The organism is Aeromonas sp. DNRA1, from assembly GCF_963888745.1.
GTDB classification, from domain to species: domain Bacteria; phylum Pseudomonadota; class Gammaproteobacteria; order Enterobacterales; family Aeromonadaceae; genus Aeromonas; species Aeromonas hydrophila.
Map to the genome: position 1 here is coordinate 1,203,387 of NZ_CAWPKQ010000001.1, position 16,246 is coordinate 1,219,632.

Here is a 16,246-nt window from a genome sequence, read left to right on the forward strand (position 1 = left end):
CCGCCCGCCATGCTGCCATTGTATGGTGCAGGCACCTCATCGCTGCGAGACATCCATGACCCGACTACTGCCCCTGTTCACCCTGCCCCTGCTGCTGGCCGCCTGTGCCACGACGGCCCCCGTCAACGATGCCGGCACCCTCTATCACTATCAGCTCAAGGCTACTCAGGGGGAGGCGCTGACCCTCGAACAGGCCCTGGCCCGGGTGGCGGATGCCGACATAGTGCTGGTGGGCGAGCTGCACACCCATCCGGCAGTGCACCTGCTGCAGGCCAGAATGCTGGCGGGCCTGGCCGCAGACGGTCGCCCTCTGGTGCTCTCCATGGAGCAGTTCAGCCGCGCCGATCAGCCGGTGCTGGATGCCTACCTGGCCGGTCGCATCGGCGAGGCGGCGCTCATTCGTGACGGCAACGCCTGGCCCAACTACCAGAGCGACTATCGTCCGCTGGTGGAGTTCGCCAAGGCGCACCACCTGCCGGTCATCGCCGCCAATGCGCCCAAACCGCTGGTGAGCTGTGTCGGCCAGGAGGGGCCGGCCTGGCTGGAGAAGCTGCCCGCCCCCCGTCGCAGCCAGCTAGCCCGCACTCTCACCCTCGGCGATGATCCCTATCGCCAGAAGTTCATGGCCTCGCTCCATCATGGCGATGCCGACAGCAACGCCCGCCGCTTTGCCGCCCAGACCAGCTGGGACGACACCATGGCCGAGAGCATGGTGGATTACCTGCGCAGCCACCCCGGCCAGCGCATCATGCACATCGCCGGCAACTTCCACGTAGAGGGGGGGCTGGGGCTGGCCAGCCGCATCGCCAGCCGCAACCCGGATCTCAAGGTGGCGCTGGTCGTGCCGGAGCTGACGGCGCCGCAAGCGGGTGACGGACAAGCTGCGACCGGTCGGGTTGCCGACGTGCGGATCGGCATCGCCCCTCTGCCGGAACGCTGGCTAAATGCCGATGAAATGAAGCAAGATATGGGCGCACTGCATCAATCCCGCAGTCGTGACTGCAGCCAGTGGCTGCAACCCTGACCTTGCGTCTGAGGAGCCCAGTGGCTGCCACCCTGACAAACATTTGCCCAAGGATTTCATATGGATGTGTTACTGGTCATCGACATGCAACAGGGGCTGTTCACACAGCCTCGCCATCAGGACACTCAGGTCATCGCCAATATCAATCGATTGGCCGAACGCGTGCGGGCAGAACAGGGTCGTGTCATCTATGTGCAGCACGACGAACCCGGCACCGAGCTGGATCCCGCCAGCCCGGGCTGGCAACTGCACGCCGATCTCGCACCGCAGGGGCATGACAGCCGGGTACGCAAGACCGCCTGCGACAGCTTCCTCGACACCGAGCTCGGTTTCCTGCTGGCGGAGCAGCCGGTAGACAGGCTGCTCATCTGCGGCTGTGCCACCGACTTTTGCGTCGACACCACCTTGCGCAGTGCCGCCGCCCGCGGCTTCGAGGTGGTGGCGTTGACCGACGCCCACACCACGGCGGACAGGCCCCACCTGAGCGCTGATCAGATCATCGAGCACCACCACTGGATGTGGCGTCACCTCAGCCTGCCAAAAGGCAGAAGCGTGACCCTGCTCACGACGGATGCGCTGCTCGGCGCCACCCAACCCGAGCCGGCATGTTAATCTGCCCGCTCTGAAGCGATCACCCGATTGGAGTCTTGTGTGCGTCTACTCTCTGCCGTTGCCTTCACGCTGCTGTTACCGGCAATCACCGCCTGCTCAGGCCTGCCGGGACGCCAGCCGGATGGCCCGGCCCCCCTGTTCAGGACCCACATCAATGAGGAGGGGAGCAAGCGCTTCACCTTCGAAGCTGCCCCGCTCGATACCCTGCCCACCCGCCTGCAGGACGATGACGGCAGCCGCCTGAGTCGCAGCAAGAGCCTGCTGGAGCGGCGTGAAGCGCTGCAGGATGCCCAGCTCACCCAGGCGCTGGCCGAACGCAAATACTGCCGTGAAGGCTACATAGTGCTCAGCCAGACCTCCTGGAAGATCCGGGGCGAGTGCAACGAGACCGCCACCCGGGCCGACCGCGACGCCTTCCCCAACAAGGCCTCCTGGCAGGACTGAGCAGCGCCGGCCATAAAAAAAACGGGCAGCCCCAGGGCTGCCCGTTTTGTCATGTTGGTGATCGCGTAGATCAGACCGGCGCATCGGCCGGGCTGGTCAGCTCGGCACCGTTGTCGACGCGCTTGTGCCCTTCCACCAGGTGGACGAAATCCACCAGCTCGTCGCCGGAGACCCGGAACGCCTGGCCGAAGCCCTTGACGAACAGCCCCTGCTCGGGCTTGAGGCGAAACAGCACGAAGTCCTTGAGGTTGGAGAGCCCTTTGACTATCTCGCCGAAGCGCCCTTCCAGCGCCGCAATGGCCTGCTCCCAGCGCACGTCGTCGCGGGCCACCACTTCGGCCACCGCATCGAAGGTAAGGCGCTTGCGGGCAAACAGTTCGCGGGCCCCGTTCTCGTCCTCGATCAGCATCAGCGACACCTTGGGCACCTGTTGCAGGTTGCGGGCGTGGCGGGCGATCTCGGAGATGAGCACATAGTAGCCATCTTCCTGCAGCACGAAGGGGGCATAGCTGGCATTGGGGTTGCCTTCACTGTCCACCGTCGCCAGCTGCAGGGTGCGGCAACCGTCGCGAAACTCGCGGATCTCCGGTTGCAGACGGTTCTGCAGACGCTCCTGACGTTCACTCATGCTTTGACTTCCTCTTGATACTGGTGGCGCAGGGCCATGAAGCGTTCCACCTGGGCCGGCAGCAGCTGACGCTGCTCGTCACGCCCCAGATAGACCTTGAAAATGCAGCGACCGCTGTGGCCGAAGAACTGGAAGGAGTGCCCCTCCTTGCCCATGAACAGCTTGCTGACCAGGGCTATGCCGACCACGTTGTCGAGCTTGAGGTGGCCGTGCATCTCGCCGTCACGCCCCATCAGGTTGTAGTAGCCGCGGGCGCTCTTGCCACGGGGGAAGGGGGCCTTCACCTCAAAGATGGAGCCGTCGGATTCGACGATGGTGGTCACCTGGCCCCAGTCGGCCAGATCCGCCAGCAGGGCTTCGGCCTGTTCGGCGGGCACCAGGGTGACCAGCTCGGCCGGCAGGTGGCGTACCACCTCCCATTCGCTGACGGCCAGCTCGGCGGCGATGGTGGATGGGTGAGCGCTGGGATCTTGTTCCAGCAGCCCATGAATGCGTTGTGCAATGCTCATCGGTTCTCCCTTGGGGTGCCTGTGGCATCCCTGTTCTGTCATGGCGGATACTGTAATGAAGGCCCCAAACCAATGCAATTGATAATCGCTTTCATTCTCAGTGCTTTTTTTTCGACGGCTTGATATTCTCGGCGGCAACCCAACTTCATTCACCCTTCGGAGGTTAGCATGGGCCGTCGTTTTGCCCTCGCACTCAGCCTGCTCGGCTGCTCAGCCCTGTCCCTGCCCACTCTGGCGCAGGAACGTATCGTCAGCATAGGCCCGGCCACCACGGAACTCATTCTGGCGCTGGGCGGTGAGCAGAGCCTCATCGCCACCGACATCAGCAGCCCAGAGCCGAAAAACCTGCCGCGGGTCGGCTATCACCGCGCCCTCGCCGCCGAAGGGATCCTGAGCCTGGCGCCGACCCGGCTGGTCGGCAGCGACGAGATGGGGCCGCCGCCCGCCCTGGAGCAGCTGCGCCGGGCCGGGGTCGAGGTGGACGTGCTGCCCACCGCCCCTACCCTCGCCAACCTCAACCAGCGCATCGATACCCTAGCCACCCTGCTCAAGGATCCGGCCGCCGGCTCCCGCCTGAAGGCCGAGATCCAGGCCCAGAGCGAGCAGCTGGCCGCCCAGGCCAAGCAGAACAAACCGCTCAAGGTGGTCTTCCTGCTGCTGCACAAGGGCCAGCCCACCAGCATCGCCGGCGGCAACACCACCGCCAGTGCCCTGCTCACCCTGGCCGGCGGCATCAACCCGGTGGCCCAGCTGCAAGACTACAAGCCCGTCTCCACCGAATCCCTGATCGAGCTGCAGCCCGATCTGGTGCTGGTGAGCGGCCGCGACTGGCAGCAGTATCAGGATCCTGAAACCGTGCTGAGCCAGGTGCCCGCCCTCTCCGCCACCCCGGCCGGCAAGAACAGAGCCATCCACGCCATCGACGGTCACGCCCTGCAAGGGGGGCTCAGCCTCACCTCGCTGCAGCAGGCCAGCCAGATCGCCAAGTGGATCAATCTGGGTTCATGATGCGTCTGCCACTGCCCTGGCTGCTGTGCCTCACCGGCGGCGCACTGGCGCTGCTGCTGGTCGGATCCTTGGCGACCGGCCCCATGGCCCTCTCCTTTGGCGAGAGCCTGCGTGCCCTGTTCGCCGGCCAAGGAAGCGGGATTGAGGCCCACAAGCTGCTGATCGTGCAGGAGATCCGCCTGCCGCGTACCCTGCTTTGCATCGCGGTGGGGGGGATTCTCGGCCTCTGCGGCGCCGTGATGCAGGGGCTGTTTCGCAACCCCCTGGCCGATCCCGGCATCATCGGGGTCTCCGGCGGGGCGGCGCTCGGCGCGGCGCTGGCCATCGTGCTGCTGGCCCCCCTCGGCCAGCAGTGGCAGAGCCTGCTCGGCATCGGCCTGCTGCCCCTGCTCGCCTTTCTCGGCGGAGCGCTGACCACCACCCTGGTCTATCTGCTCGGCACCCGGGAGGGGGGCACCTCGGTCACCGTCATGCTGCTGGCCGGGGTGGCCGTCACCGCGCTGTCCGGCGCCGTGATCGGCCTGCTCACCTATCTCGCCGACGATCAGATGCTGCGCAACCTGAGCCTGTGGCAGATGGGATCACTGGCGGCGGGCAAGCCGGTGGACGTGGCGCTGGCACTGCTGACCCTGGTTGCCCTGCTCATTCTGTTCTTGCGCGATGCCAACCCCCTCAACGCCCTGCTGCTGGGTGAAGGGGAGGCCCGCCACCTCGGCATCCAGGTGCAGTCCCTCAAGCGGCGGCTGATCCTGCTCACCGCCGCCGGGGTCGGCGTAGCGGTGGCAGTGGCCGGCATGATCGGTTTCGTCGGCCTGGTGGTGCCCCACCTGGTGCGGCTGCTGGCCGGCCCCAACCACGTCCGGCTGCTGCCGCTCTCCGCCCTGCTCGGGGCTGCCCTGCTGCTGGGCGCCGACATGCTGGCCCGTACCCTGCTGGCGCCGGCCGAGATGCCGGTCGGCATCATCACCGCCCTGCTGGGCGCCCCCTTCTTCATCTGGCTGCTGGTCAAGGGCCGCCGGACGCTTTAACCGGAGGACTCCTCTTGTCTGCTTCATCGACCCTGCTGCACTGCCGCCAGCTCAGCCTCAGCCGGGGTGGCCGCCCGATCCTGGACAGGCTCGACCTCAGTCTGCAGGCGGGCAGCCTCACCGCCCTGCTCGGCCCCAACGGCGCCGGCAAGAGCTCGCTGCTCAAATGCCTCACCGGCGAGCTGGAACATCAGGGAGAAATCCACCTGTTTGGCCGGGAGCGGCAAGAGTGGGCCGGCACCGAGCTGGCCCATCGGGTCGGGGTGCTGCCGCAGAGCTCCTCCCTGAACTTCCCCTTCCTGTGCGAGGAGGTGGTGGCCATGGGCCGGTTGCCCCACAGCGAACCGGCCAACCGGCGCGACGAGATAGTCGGGGCCGCCATGACCCATGCCGGGGTCGATCACCTGGCTGGCCGCCTCTATCCCGGCCTCTCCGGCGGGGAGCGCCAGCGGGTGCAGTTCGCCCGGGTGCTGGCCCAGATCTGGCAGGCACCGGACGAACCGCAGCAAGCGCGGCTGCTGCTGCTCGACGAGCCCACCTCGGCGCTTGATCTCAAATACCAACACCAGCTGCTCACCATGGCGCGCGCCCTCGCCGCCCGCCATACCGCCGTGCTGGTGGTGCTGCATGACCTCAATCTGGCGGCCCGTTACGCCGACCGGCTGGTGATGCTGGAACAGGGCAGAGTGATGGCAGACGGCCCCCCGCGCGAGGTGCTGACACCTGATCTCATCGACCGGCTCTACGACTACCCGGCCCAAGTGATCCTCCACCCCGAAAGCGGGCTGCCCATGGTGGTGTGATGCGGTGATGGCCGTAGGGCAGATAGCAACAGAGCGCCATCAGGCGCTCTGTTTGTTTGCAAGGCGGGCAGGCTTATCACCCACCAGACAGCCTCATATGATTCTTTACTCGTCAAGCAATCTGATAGCGACCCGGCTTGTGGTTGAGTGTCAACACCAGGTTACAGATGATGGCCGCCACCACGGAGAGCGCCAGGATCCAGGGCTGCACCACGAAGAAGGAGGCGATGACGATGGTGCAATCCAGCCCCATTTGCAGCTTGCCGGCGCGGATGCCGAACCGATCCTGAATAAACAACGCCAGGATGTTGAAGCCGCCCAGGCTCGATTTGTGGCGAAACATGATGAGCAGCCCCATGCCGATCAGGGTGCCGCCGATCAGCGCCGCATAGACCGGCTCAATCTTGCCGATTTGCAGCACGGCGTTGAGGTGATCCGTCATGAAGGAGACGGCCGCCACCGAGACGAAGGTGTTGAGGGTGAAGCGCGGCCCCATCCTGAACCAGGCCAGGGCATAGAAGGGCAGGTTCATGCCGAAGAACAGCAGGCCGAAGCTCAGCCCCGTCACCTGCTGCAGCAACAGCGCCAGCCCGGCGGTGCCGCCGGTGAGCAGACCGACCTGATGAAACAGAAAGATGCCGAGGGAGACGAAGCCGGCCGCGGTCAGCAGGGCGATGACGTCTTCATAGAGGGGGTGCGCAGTCCGAACGGAGTGCGCCGAGCCAGAGGTGTTGTCCATAACCGGTATCCAATAGCGAAGTGAAAGAGTGTCTGTTGCCCGTCTGGCGGGCGCGAGCCCTGTCCGCAGGGCTTCGTTATGGGGTTCAGTCTATTTTTTGCGACCATGATCACAATAGTTGTCGCCCACGCCCCGTTTTGGTGCCTGTCATTCTCCATTGACAGCCGCTGCACCAAGATGCAGCATGCCGCGCCTGAACTACCCCCGCCGCGCCGACACGGGCGGATTGCCATGGCACAGACCCGCCGGCTCTGCTACAAAGCGCGCAGCCCCTTTTCCCATCACCGTCAGGAGCCCCATGATCTGCACAGGACCCCAACCATGAAGTATCTGGTCACCGGCGCCGCCGGCTTTATCGGTTTTCACGTCGCCAGACGGCTGTGCGAGGCGGGTCATCAGGTGGTGGGGCTCGACAACCTCAACGACTACTACGAAGTGAGCCTCAAGGAGGCTCGCCTGGCGATGCTGACCCCCTTCCCCCATTTTCGCTTCGTGCAGGGCGAGCTGGCGGACCAGGCTGGCATGGCCACCCTGTTTGCCGAGGGGCAGTTCGAGCGGGTGATCCACCTGGGCGCCCAGGCGGGGGTGCGCCACTCGCTGGAAAACCCGTTTGCCTACAGCGAGAGCAACCTCACCGGCATGCTGACAGTGCTGGAGGGGTGCCGCCAGCACGGCATCCGGCATCTGATCTACGCCTCCTCCAGCTCGGTCTACGGCATGGGCGAGCAGCTGCCGTTCAGTGCCGATCAGCAGGTGGACCACCCGGTCTCCCTCTATGCCGCCACCAAGAAGAGCGGCGAGCTGATGGCCCACGCCTACTCGGCGCTCTACGGCCTGCCCACCACGGGGCTGCGCTTTTTCACCGTCTACGGCCCCTGGGGCCGGCCCGACATGGCCATCGCCAAGTTCACCCGCGCCATCCTGGCGGGCGAGCCCATCGACGTCTATAACCAGGGCGATCTCAGCCGCGACTTCACCTTCATCGACGACATCGTCGAGGGGATCCTCGCCGTCGCCGAGCTGCCGCCCCGCCCCAACCCTCACTGGCACGCCGGCGAGCAGAGCCCGGCCGAGAGCGCAGCCCCCTACCGTATCCTCAACATCGGTCATGGCCAGCCGGTGCGGCTGCTCGACTTCATCGAGGCGCTGGAACAGGCGCTGGACAAGCCCGCCATCAAGCGGATGCTGCCGATGCAGGCGGGCGACATGCACGCCACCTGGGCCGACAGCGAGCCCCTCCACACCCTCACCGGCCTGCGCCCCGCCACCTCCATCAAGGAAGGGGTCGCCGCGTTCGTGCGCTGGTATCTCGACTACTACCAGCCCGCCCGCTGACCGATTCAGGTACGGCGTGCCTGCCGAGCGGGCACCAGCACCATGACCGCCATGGTCAGCAGCACGCCGAGCACACCCCAGCCCACCTGCCGCCAGATCACCTCCTCCCCGCTCAGCATGCTGGTCAACAACACTAGCACCGGGATCAGGTAGGTGTAGGCCGAAACCTGCTCCGGCTGCAGCACCACGCTCCCCTGCTGGAACAAAAAGAAGCTGAGTGCCGTGGCAAAGAGCGCCAGATAGGCAAGGCCGAGCCAGAGCGGCAGCGACACCTGCTGCCAGTCGGTTGTCAGCAGCCGCGGCGCCACCACCAGGGTGAGCAGCAGGGTGGCGCAGATCAGGGTCCAGCAGGTGAGGTGGGCAAACGACTCGCCCCGGTAGTAGCGCTTCACCAGTATGGGGTTGAGCGCCATCCCCACGCAGCCCAGCAGATAGATGCGGTTGCTGGGGGTGAGGCTGAGGCTCGCCAGCTGGCTCAGTTCGCCGCGAAAGATGATGAGCGCGGCCGCCACCATGCCCCCCAGCAGGGCGAACGCCATCGACCAGCCGATGCGGCGCTGCAGAACAAGCATGCTGGCCAGCGCGCTGATGAGGGGTACCGTGGTGTAGAGCGCGCTGGCATCAAGGGCGCTGGTCTCCTGCAGCGCCACGAACATGGCGACGAAGTAGCAGAGGGCAGGCAGCGAGATGAGGGTATAACGCCCCAGATCCCGCAGCGCAGGCAGCACCAGACGGCGCTGACACACCAGCAGAATCACGAAGGTGAGCGCCGCCAGCAGGTAGCGCGCCCAGGTGACCACCAGCGGGTCCAGCACCGCGGTGAGGGCGCTGCCGATGGGGAAGGAGAGGCTGATGAGCAGGGTGAATAGCAGCACCTTGCCGTGGGCCTGCACAAAATGAAAACGGGGATGGGACATGGCATGCACCTGTGCAAAGGGGCGCCCCGCCGGGCGCCGCACTGGATGGGAATGATTCAATAACTGCCGTCGGTAGCAACCGGCTTCTTGCCCTCGATAGTGGCCAGCAACTGGCCGAGCAGGCTGGAGGCACCAAAGCGAAAATGCTCGGCAACCAGCCACTCATCGCCAAAGTGTGCGGCCGCCATGGCCAGATACTCCCCCGCCTCCTGCGCGCTTTTCACCCCGCCTGCTGCCTTGAAGCCCACCCGGTGCTGCGCACCGCACTCGGCGATGGCCGCCAGCATGGTGCGGCACGCCTCGGGGGTGGCATTGACCGGCACCTTGCCGGTGGAGGTCTTGATGAAATCGGCCCCCTCCTCGATGGCGAGCAGAGAAGCGGCGCGGATAAGCGCGGGCTCCTGCAGCTCGCCGGATTCGATGATCACCTTGAGCAGCCGCGGCCCGCACAACGCCTTGCAGCCGCGCACCAGCGCCCGGGCGGGCGTCTCGTCCCCCGCCTTGAGCGTACGCCAGGGGATCACCAGATCGATTTCGTCGGCGCCATCGAGCAGGGCTGCGCGGGTCTCGGCCAGCACGACATCCAACTGATCGTCGCCGTGGGGGAAGTTGACCACGGTGGCGACCTTGATTTCGGGGGTGCCCTGCGCTGCCAGAGTGAGCCTGGCCAGCCCCACGAAGCGCGGATAGATGCAGACCGCGGCGGTGTTGCCGACGGGGGTCTGCGCCAGGTGGCAGAGGGCGATGATGCGCGCGTCGTGGTCATCGTCATTGAGGCTGGTGAGGTCCATCAAGCGGATGGCCCGGCTGGCGGCCTCGGTAGCAGCGCAGGCAGGTGCAAAAGCAGTAGCTGAAATCATGGAAGGCTCCTGTCGGGATAAGAAAGGGGCGCCGCAGCGCCCCGGAACAAGGGATGGGACGCTCAGGCCAGGGAGAAGAAGATCCCGGCGATGGCGGAGCTCATCAGGTTGGAACAAGTGGCAGCCAGCACGGTACGCAGGCCGTAGCGGGCGATGAAGTCGGTGCGGGAGGGACAGAGGGTGCCGAGGCCACCGATCAGGATCCCCATGGAGGCCAGGTTGGCAAAGCCGCACAGGGCGAAGCTGATGATCACCTTGGACTTCTCCTCCAGCACCTGCAGGCCGGCGGCGGTCACAGTGCTGGCGTCTTTCAGGTAGGGGGAGAGGTCGCTGTAGGCCACGAACTCGTTCACCACCAGCTTCTTGCCGATCATGGCCCCGGCGATGCCGATGTCCGCCAGCGGCACCCCGAGCAGGAAGGCGAGCGGCGAGAAGATCCAGCCCAGGATGAGCTCGAGGGAGAGCGGCATGCCCACCATCTCTCCCACCCCGCCCAGCAGGGTGTTGACCAGGGTCACCAGCCCGATCATGGCGATCAGCATGGCGCCGATGGCCGCCGCCAGCTTGAGGCCGCTGCTGGCCCCCTCGCCTGCCGCCGCCAGCACGTTCTCCGGCTTCTTGCCGTCAAACTGGATGCTGTTGTCGAACACATAGTCCGGCTGGCTGGTTTCGGGAATGATCAGCTTGGCAAACAGGATCCCGCCCGGCGCCGCCATGAAGGAGGCGGCCAGCAGGTACTGCATGTCCACACCCATCATGGCGTAGCCCGCCAGCACGGTGCCGGAGACCGAGGCCATGCCGCCGCACATGACGGCGAAGAACTCCGAATCGCTCATCTTGGGCATGTAGGGCTTGACCACCAGCGGCGCCTCGCTCTGGCCGACGAAGACGTTGGCCACCGCCGACATGGATTCGGTCTGGGAAGTACCGAGCAGGCGCGCCATGGCGCCGCCGATGAAGCGGATCACCAGCTGCATGATGCCGAGGTAGTAGAGCACGGCGATCAGCGCCGAGAAGAACACCACCAGCGGCAATACGTTGAGGGCAAACACGAAGCCGATGCCGTCCACCGAGAAGTTGACCAGGTTGCCAAACAGGAAGTGGATGCCCGCCTTGCCGCTTGCCAGCACGGCGTCGACCCCGTGGGCCATCCCCTCCAGCGCCCGGCGCCCCAGCGGTACATAGAGCACCAGGGCACCGATGGCGACCTGCAAGGCCAGCGCCAGCCCCACGGTGCGCAGGCGAATGGCCCTGCGGTTGGTCGATGCGAGCACGGCGATGAGGATCAGCGCCGCCATACCGAGAAATCCTGCTGCAAACATAACTGACCTCCTGGTCGTTCCCTGCTTACTGGAAGTGGTGCTTGATAAAGGCGTTGATGAGGCGGATGAAGTCCGTTTCCGCCAGCTTGGCGCACTTGAGGGTCTGCTCGTGGGAGAGCTGCACGTCGCCAAGCCCCTCCGCCATGTTGGTGATGGCGCAGATGGCCAGCACCGGCAGTGCGCAGTGGGCGGCACTGACCACTTCCGGTACCACCGACATCCCCACCACGTCGCCACCGATGATCTGCATCATGCGGATCTCGGCCGCGGTCTCGAAGCAGGGTCCGCTGTAGGAGACGAACACCCCCTGATTGACGGCGATCCCCTCCCGCTCAGCCAGCGCCAGCGCCTCGCTGCGCAATGCCTTGTCATAGGCATTGGCCAGGCTGAAGAAGCGCGGGCCGTAAACCTCGTCATTGGCGCCCGTCATGGGGGTGCCCGGCATGGTGTTGATGTGATCGTTGAAGATGACCAGGGAGCCGACCCCAATCCGCTCCGGGCGCAGCGAGCCGGCCGCGTTGGTCACCAGCAGCAGCTCGCAGCCCAGCCGCTTGAAGGTGCGCACCGGGGTGGTCATCACCTTCATGGTTTCGTGTTCGTAGTAGTGGCCGCGCCCCTTCATGCAAACCACGTCCACCCCGTGCAGCTTGCCGAGCACCAGCTCGCCGCTGTGGCCGGCCACCGTGCTGACCGGGAAGCCATCCAGCTCCTCGTAGGGAATGGTGACCTTCTCCTCCAGCGCATCGGCCAGCACGCCGAGGCCTGAGCCCAGGATCATGGCGGCACGGGGGGCGAAACCCGGCTTGCGGGCGAGAATGGTGGCGACGGCGTTGAGTACCGGATCTTGTTGCATGAGCTGCACCTCTTGAGGCTGTAAATGGGACATGGCGCTCACTCTAGGGGAGGTATTGGGCGATAAAAATCGTTAAAATCGGCCTGACTATCCCGATTTTCAGCACAATTTCCCGCCGGGAAATGGCTGAAAACCAAAGGAAGCGGCATGAATGGCGCTGATTGGCCCCGTTTTGCCGCCAACCAGCCCCGGTACGGTCAAAACGGACCGGCAAAGGTGTGAGCCGGATCGACCATCTGCCGCGCAGCGGCCCTGCTGCCGCCCGCACCGGTCGCACAAACTTTGACGGGGATCGCACCCGGTCCTCAATCAGCCACCGAAGGAGGTCGCTTGGCCCTCGACAGTCACTGGCGCGATCGCGTCACCCTCAAGATGCTGCGCTACTTCCATGCGGTGGCCAGCCAGGGACACTTCAGCCGGGCCGCCCTGCAGCTCAATGTCTCCAAGTCGCCGCTCAGCGCCCAGATCAAGGAACTCGAGTCCCTGCTGGGGCTAGCGCTGTTCGAGCGCCACACCCGCCAGGTGAGCCTTACCGCCACCGGCCGGCTGCTGCAGGCCGAGTGCGCCCTGCTGTTCGACGTGCTGGAAAGCGGCCTCAACCGGGTGGTGCAGGCGGGGCGCATGGAGCGCAACCAGATCCGCATCGGGCTGGTCAGCTCCATCTTCTGGGCCGGCTTTGGCGAAGTGATCCGCCAGTGTCACCAGCGCTACCCCGAGTTCGAGATCACCTTCACCGAGCTCTCCCCCGAGCGGCAGAAACAGGCGCTCACGCGCAAGGAGATAGACCTCGGCCTCGCCCGCTTCGCCGACACCGTCAACATCCATCCGCTGCTGGCCGAAACCATCTATCGCGAGTCCATGGTGCTGGTGGTGTCGGACGAGCATCCGCTGCGGGATCGCAAGCGGGTCTCCCTGCCCGAGCTGGCAGGGGAGCCGTTCGTGCTGATGAGCCGCGCCAACTCCTCCTCTACCGACCTCATCATCAACGCCTGTCTGGTGGAGGGCTTCTACCCCCACCTCAACCAGGAGGTGGTCGAACCCAACACCCTGATGGCGGTGGTGGCCACCAGCCTGCAGGTAGCGCTGGTGCCGGCCAGCTACGCCCGCCAGAAGTGGCCCCACGTGCGCTTCATCCGGCTCGAGCAGGCGATCCCCGCCGATCTCTGCGTGCTTTACGCCCCGCCCGGCGATGGCCAGCCGGCTGCGGTGGCGATCCGCCACTTCATCGACACCATGAGCGCGCAGATGAACCGGCCGACCGCGGATTGATGAGTTAATCGGATGGCGCTTCGCCGCCTCCCCCCCTTAGGATGAGAATCTGGAGCGGATGGCGCTTCACTGCCTCCACCTCCCCCCTTAGGATGAAAATCTGAAGTGGATGGCGTTTCACTACCTCCACTTCCGCCCTTGGGATGGAAATCTGAAGCGGATGGCGCTTCACTGCCTCCACTTCCGCCCTTAGGATGGGGATGTGAAGCGGATGGCGGTTTGCCGGGCACCGGCTGGGGTATACTGGCCACACTTGGTGCCACACGGGCATGCATCCGCGCCCTCACCATGATGAGAAGGAGCCACCTCATGATCCGTATTCTGCTGTTGCTGGGCGCAGCCCTGTCTGCCTACGGACTGCAACAGAGCCACACCCTGGCGCCGCTGCTGAGCCTGCTCGGCCTGCTCTCGCTCTGGGTGGCGAGCGAAATTCGCCTGATGTATCGCCAGCTGCCCGCCGCCGAGCCGGACGAGCAGCCCTATCACCTCGACGTCTGAGGGGCCAGCAAGGCCCCTCTCTTCTCTCCTTGTTTATGCCTGGTCAATTCCATGAAACCGACTCGTACCCTCTACTCTCTGCTGTTGCTGCTTGGCTGCCTGCACGGCTCCCCGCTGCTGGCCCGCACGCCCTGTCCGGCCGGTGATGACTGTCCGCCTGCGGACAATGGCCAGTGGCTCCCGGAACCGGGCAGTGATGCCAGTGCCGACGGCATGGACGATGCTGATGGTATTGATGGCGCTGACGGTATTGATGGTGCCGATGGTGCCGATGGTGCCGATGGTGCCGATGGTGCCGATGGTGCCGATGGTGCCGATGGTGCCGATGGTGCCGATGGTGCCGAGCCTGGACAGGGGCAGCTTATCTAGCAACCCCTTTGCTGGCGGCGACCCTTATGAGCCGTCGCCAACCCCTGCCGCATCAGCTTCGGTCATTGGTTCCATACCGTTTTGATCTCTGGATACCCGGATCCATAACAACAGGATCCACTGGATTAATGGCGGAGCAGGCCATGTTCCCCTATATCTTCTGTACCCCAACAGGAGAGAATCCATGTCGAGTTCCAGCGAAAACAGGCTGTTTTTGCTGCTTTTTTTATCGCTGTTGCTGGCCGGCACCGGGCAGGCAGCGGCGCAAAGCAGGGATTTCAGACAGGCGCCCAAGGCGCTCAGCGCACTGAAGAAAGGTCAGCAGGCACAGAGTCAGGGCAACCTGACCCAGGCCATCCACTTCTACTGCGCCGCCGCCACCACGGGTAACCCGGAAGGTTACTTTCGCATCGGCCGCCTGCTCGCCACCGGCCCGGGCTCGGTTCGCAACCCCCGCATGGCCAACGCCTACCTGGCCATGGCGATCCGCCTTGGCAACCAGCAGGCCGCCCGCTACTACAACAGCCGGGTCGGCAATGCCGTGATGGGGGATCAATGCGGCAGCGGCGTCGGTGGATCCGGCGGCTACTTCGCCGCCATTCCCACCACCCCCTTCAATCTGGAGGCCTATCTGGCCCGCCAGTCGCCCGCCAAGCAGAAGCTGGCCACCATGCTGCGCCACGCCGCCAAGCGCCATCGCATCGACGAGCGGCTGGTGCTGGCCATCGCCATCGCCGAATCCAACCTCGACAGCCGCGCCGTCTCTCCCAAGAATGCCCAGGGGCTGATGCAGCTCATTCCCGAGACCCAGCAGCGCTTCGGGGTGACTCGCCCCTTCGATCCGGAGCAGAACATCAAGGGCGGCGTGGCCTATCTCAAGTGGCTGCACACCCACTTCGACGGCAACTGGACCCTGATGTCGGCGGCCTACAACGCCGGCGAAAAATCGGTGGAGCAGTATGGCGGCATCCCCCCCTATCAGGAGACCCAGCAATATGTGCGGCGGGTGCTCTACTTCGCCGGCCACAAGCAGCCCTGAGCCAGGCTCACTGGCGGCCCGCTATTGACAAAAACCACACCCGCATTTGCGCAATCGTTTGCCTTCCAGTAGGATCCGGCGCTTTCTCGCACGTTCTACAGGTAATCCATGAATTTCATCAAACGCTGCTCGCGCCTGCTCACCCTGTTTGCCCTCTTCTCCTCCACCGTCGTGGCGGCCAAGCCGGCCCCCGCCCCCATCCTGATCCAGGGGGCGATGGATGTCGAAGTCGAGACTCTGGTGGCCGCCCTCAAGGACAAGCAAGAGCTGACCGTGGGCGCCTGGACCTACTGGCAGGGCACCCTCTCGGGTTATCCGGTGGTCGTCTCCCGCACCGAGGTGGGACTGGCCAATGCCGCCGCGGCCACCACCCTCGCCATGGAGCGCTTCCAGCCGCGCCTCGTCATCAATCAGGGCACGGCGGGCGGCCACAATCCGGCGCTGCACCGGGGTGACATCGTCATCGGCACCAAGAGCTTCAACATGGGGGCCTATCGCAGTGACCTGACACCGGCCGAGCAGGGCGTCGACCCGAGCAGATGGCACAACTTCGAGGTCACCATGCGCCTACGCGACAACGGCAAGCTGGTGGAACACACCTCCTTTGCCGGCGATACCGAGCTGGTTGGCCGCGCCCTCGGCATCGCTGACCGTTATCGTCACGGTCGGGTGGTCCCCGGCATCATAGGCACCGCCGACGAGTGGAACCGCCAGGTCGCCCGCATCAACTGGCTGCATCAGACTTACCAGACTGCCGCGGAAGAGATGGAAACCTCCTCCGCCGCCCTGGTGGCAGAGGCTTACAAGGTGCCCTTCGTGGGTATCCGGGTACTCTCCAACACCGATCTGCACGGCGAGGAGTTCGATCCGCAGACCGCCATCCACTGCCAGCAGTTCGTCATCGATTACGCAAAGGCCCTCATCAACGGCTTCAACAAAGCCTGATAAGCCAGAGAGGCCACTATAGCGGCCTCTCTACTTTGTAATCC

The 16,246-nt window shown here is 65.1% G+C and carries 19 protein-coding genes; 12 read left to right on the forward strand and 7 right to left on the reverse strand.

Going from position 1 to position 16,246, the window contains the following annotated elements; translation table 11 throughout:
- Positions 1-55: 55 nt before the first annotated feature.
- The 3 genes from AACQ43_RS05480 to AACQ43_RS05490 are packed head-to-tail and all read left to right on the forward strand — an operon-like array spanning position 56 to position 2,080.
- Positions 56-1,024, forward strand: a complete 969-nt coding sequence (locus AACQ43_RS05480; protein ID WP_168966361.1) for a ChaN family lipoprotein — start codon at positions 56-58, stop codon at positions 1,022-1,024.
- 60 nt (positions 1,025-1,084) lie between these two features.
- A complete protein-coding gene (locus AACQ43_RS05485; protein ID WP_168966363.1) occupies positions 1,085-1,636 on the forward strand; it encodes a cysteine hydrolase family protein in 552 nt (183 codons plus the stop codon).
- A gap of 39 nt (positions 1,637-1,675) precedes the next feature.
- Positions 1,676-2,080 (forward strand): lipoprotein, encoded by a 405-nt coding sequence (locus AACQ43_RS05490; RefSeq protein WP_010634919.1) that lies wholly within the window; start codon positions 1,676-1,678, stop codon positions 2,078-2,080.
- Between the two features lie 70 nt (positions 2,081-2,150).
- Here AACQ43_RS05490 and hutZ read toward each other — a convergent pair whose 3' ends face one another.
- Together hutZ and hutX are read right to left on the reverse strand one after the other, a co-directional pair.
- Positions 2,151-2,708: a heme utilization protein HutZ gene (hutZ, locus tag AACQ43_RS05495; protein WP_011704904.1), complete on the reverse strand. Its 558-nt coding sequence runs from the start codon at positions 2,706-2,708 to the stop codon at positions 2,151-2,153.
- A complete protein-coding gene (gene hutX / locus AACQ43_RS05500; protein WP_011704903.1) occupies positions 2,705-3,217 on the reverse strand; it encodes a heme utilization cystosolic carrier protein HutX in 513 nt (170 codons plus the stop codon). Before hutX ends, hutZ begins: the two co-directional genes overlap by 4 nt.
- Positions 3,218-3,385: 168 nt before the next feature.
- Here hutX and AACQ43_RS05505 point away from each other — a divergent pair, with 168 nt between their 5' ends.
- From AACQ43_RS05505 to AACQ43_RS05515, 3 genes are read left to right on the forward strand one after another with little or no spacing between them, the layout of a single operon-like run.
- Positions 3,386-4,225, forward strand: coding sequence for a heme/hemin ABC transporter substrate-binding protein (locus AACQ43_RS05505; protein ID WP_168966365.1), 840 nt, complete (start codon positions 3,386-3,388; stop codon positions 4,223-4,225).
- Complete coding sequence (locus AACQ43_RS05510) at positions 4,222-5,253, forward strand: FecCD family ABC transporter permease (RefSeq protein ID WP_010634923.1); 1,032 nt, start codon at positions 4,222-4,224, stop codon at positions 5,251-5,253. The genes AACQ43_RS05505 and AACQ43_RS05510 overlap by 4 nt, the downstream gene beginning before the upstream one ends.
- A gap of 14 nt (positions 5,254-5,267) precedes the next feature.
- The gene (locus tag AACQ43_RS05515; RefSeq protein WP_168966367.1) at positions 5,268-6,056 is read left to right on the forward strand and encodes a heme ABC transporter ATP-binding protein; all 789 of its coding nucleotides are present in this window, start codon (positions 5,268-5,270) and stop codon (positions 6,054-6,056) included.
- 112 nt (positions 6,057-6,168) lie between these two features.
- Here the strand turns inward: AACQ43_RS05515 and AACQ43_RS05520 are convergent, their stop codons facing one another.
- Positions 6,169-6,795 carry a YitT family protein gene (locus AACQ43_RS05520; protein ID WP_168966369.1) on the reverse strand — a complete coding sequence of 209 codons (627 nt, stop codon included), beginning with the start codon at positions 6,793-6,795 and terminating at the stop codon, positions 6,169-6,171.
- 321 nt (positions 6,796-7,116) lie between these two features.
- Here AACQ43_RS05520 and AACQ43_RS05525 point away from each other — a divergent pair, with 321 nt between their 5' ends.
- Entirely contained in the window at positions 7,117-8,130 is a 1,014-nt protein-coding gene (locus tag AACQ43_RS05525) for an NAD-dependent epimerase (protein ID WP_106551875.1), read from the forward strand.
- Between the two features lie 5 nt (positions 8,131-8,135).
- Here AACQ43_RS05525 and AACQ43_RS05530 read toward each other — a convergent pair whose 3' ends face one another.
- From AACQ43_RS05530 to xapA, 4 genes are all read right to left on the reverse strand, one after another.
- The gene (locus AACQ43_RS05530; protein WP_168966371.1) at positions 8,136-9,047 is read right to left on the reverse strand and encodes a DMT family transporter; all 912 of its coding nucleotides are present in this window, start codon (positions 9,045-9,047) and stop codon (positions 8,136-8,138) included.
- Positions 9,048-9,103: 56 nt separating this feature from the next.
- Positions 9,104-9,907, reverse strand: coding sequence for a deoxyribose-phosphate aldolase (gene deoC, locus AACQ43_RS05535; RefSeq protein WP_168966373.1), 804 nt, complete (start codon positions 9,905-9,907; stop codon positions 9,104-9,106).
- 62 nt (positions 9,908-9,969) lie between these two features.
- Entirely contained in the window at positions 9,970-11,229 is a 1,260-nt protein-coding gene (locus tag AACQ43_RS05540) for a NupC/NupG family nucleoside CNT transporter (protein WP_168966375.1), read from the reverse strand.
- Between the two features lie 25 nt (positions 11,230-11,254).
- On the reverse strand, positions 11,255-12,082 hold the full coding sequence (xapA, locus tag AACQ43_RS05545; RefSeq protein WP_146062062.1) for a xanthosine phosphorylase: 828 nt from the start codon (positions 12,080-12,082) through the stop codon (positions 11,255-11,257).
- A 330-nt stretch (positions 12,083-12,412) separates the two neighbouring features.
- Here xapA and AACQ43_RS05550 point away from each other — a divergent pair, with 330 nt between their 5' ends.
- From AACQ43_RS05550 to mtnN, 5 genes are all read left to right on the forward strand, one after another.
- On the forward strand, positions 12,413-13,351 hold the full coding sequence (locus AACQ43_RS05550) for a LysR family transcriptional regulator (RefSeq protein ID WP_168966377.1): 939 nt from the start codon (positions 12,413-12,415) through the stop codon (positions 13,349-13,351).
- Between the two features lie 309 nt (positions 13,352-13,660).
- Positions 13,661-13,849 (forward strand): hypothetical protein, encoded by a 189-nt coding sequence (locus AACQ43_RS05555; protein ID WP_011704892.1) that lies wholly within the window; start codon positions 13,661-13,663, stop codon positions 13,847-13,849.
- Positions 13,850-13,900: 51 nt separating this feature from the next.
- Positions 13,901-14,218, forward strand: a complete 318-nt coding sequence (locus AACQ43_RS05560) for a hypothetical protein (protein WP_168965260.1) — start codon at positions 13,901-13,903, stop codon at positions 14,216-14,218.
- Positions 14,219-14,402: 184 nt separating this feature from the next.
- Positions 14,403-15,257, forward strand: coding sequence for a lytic transglycosylase domain-containing protein (locus AACQ43_RS05565; RefSeq protein WP_029303826.1), 855 nt, complete (start codon positions 14,403-14,405; stop codon positions 15,255-15,257).
- A gap of 108 nt (positions 15,258-15,365) precedes the next feature.
- Positions 15,366-16,202, forward strand: a complete 837-nt coding sequence (gene mtnN, locus AACQ43_RS05570; RefSeq protein ID WP_168966379.1) for a 5'-methylthioadenosine/S-adenosylhomocysteine nucleosidase — start codon at positions 15,366-15,368, stop codon at positions 16,200-16,202.
- Positions 16,203-16,246: the final 44 nt, after the last annotated feature.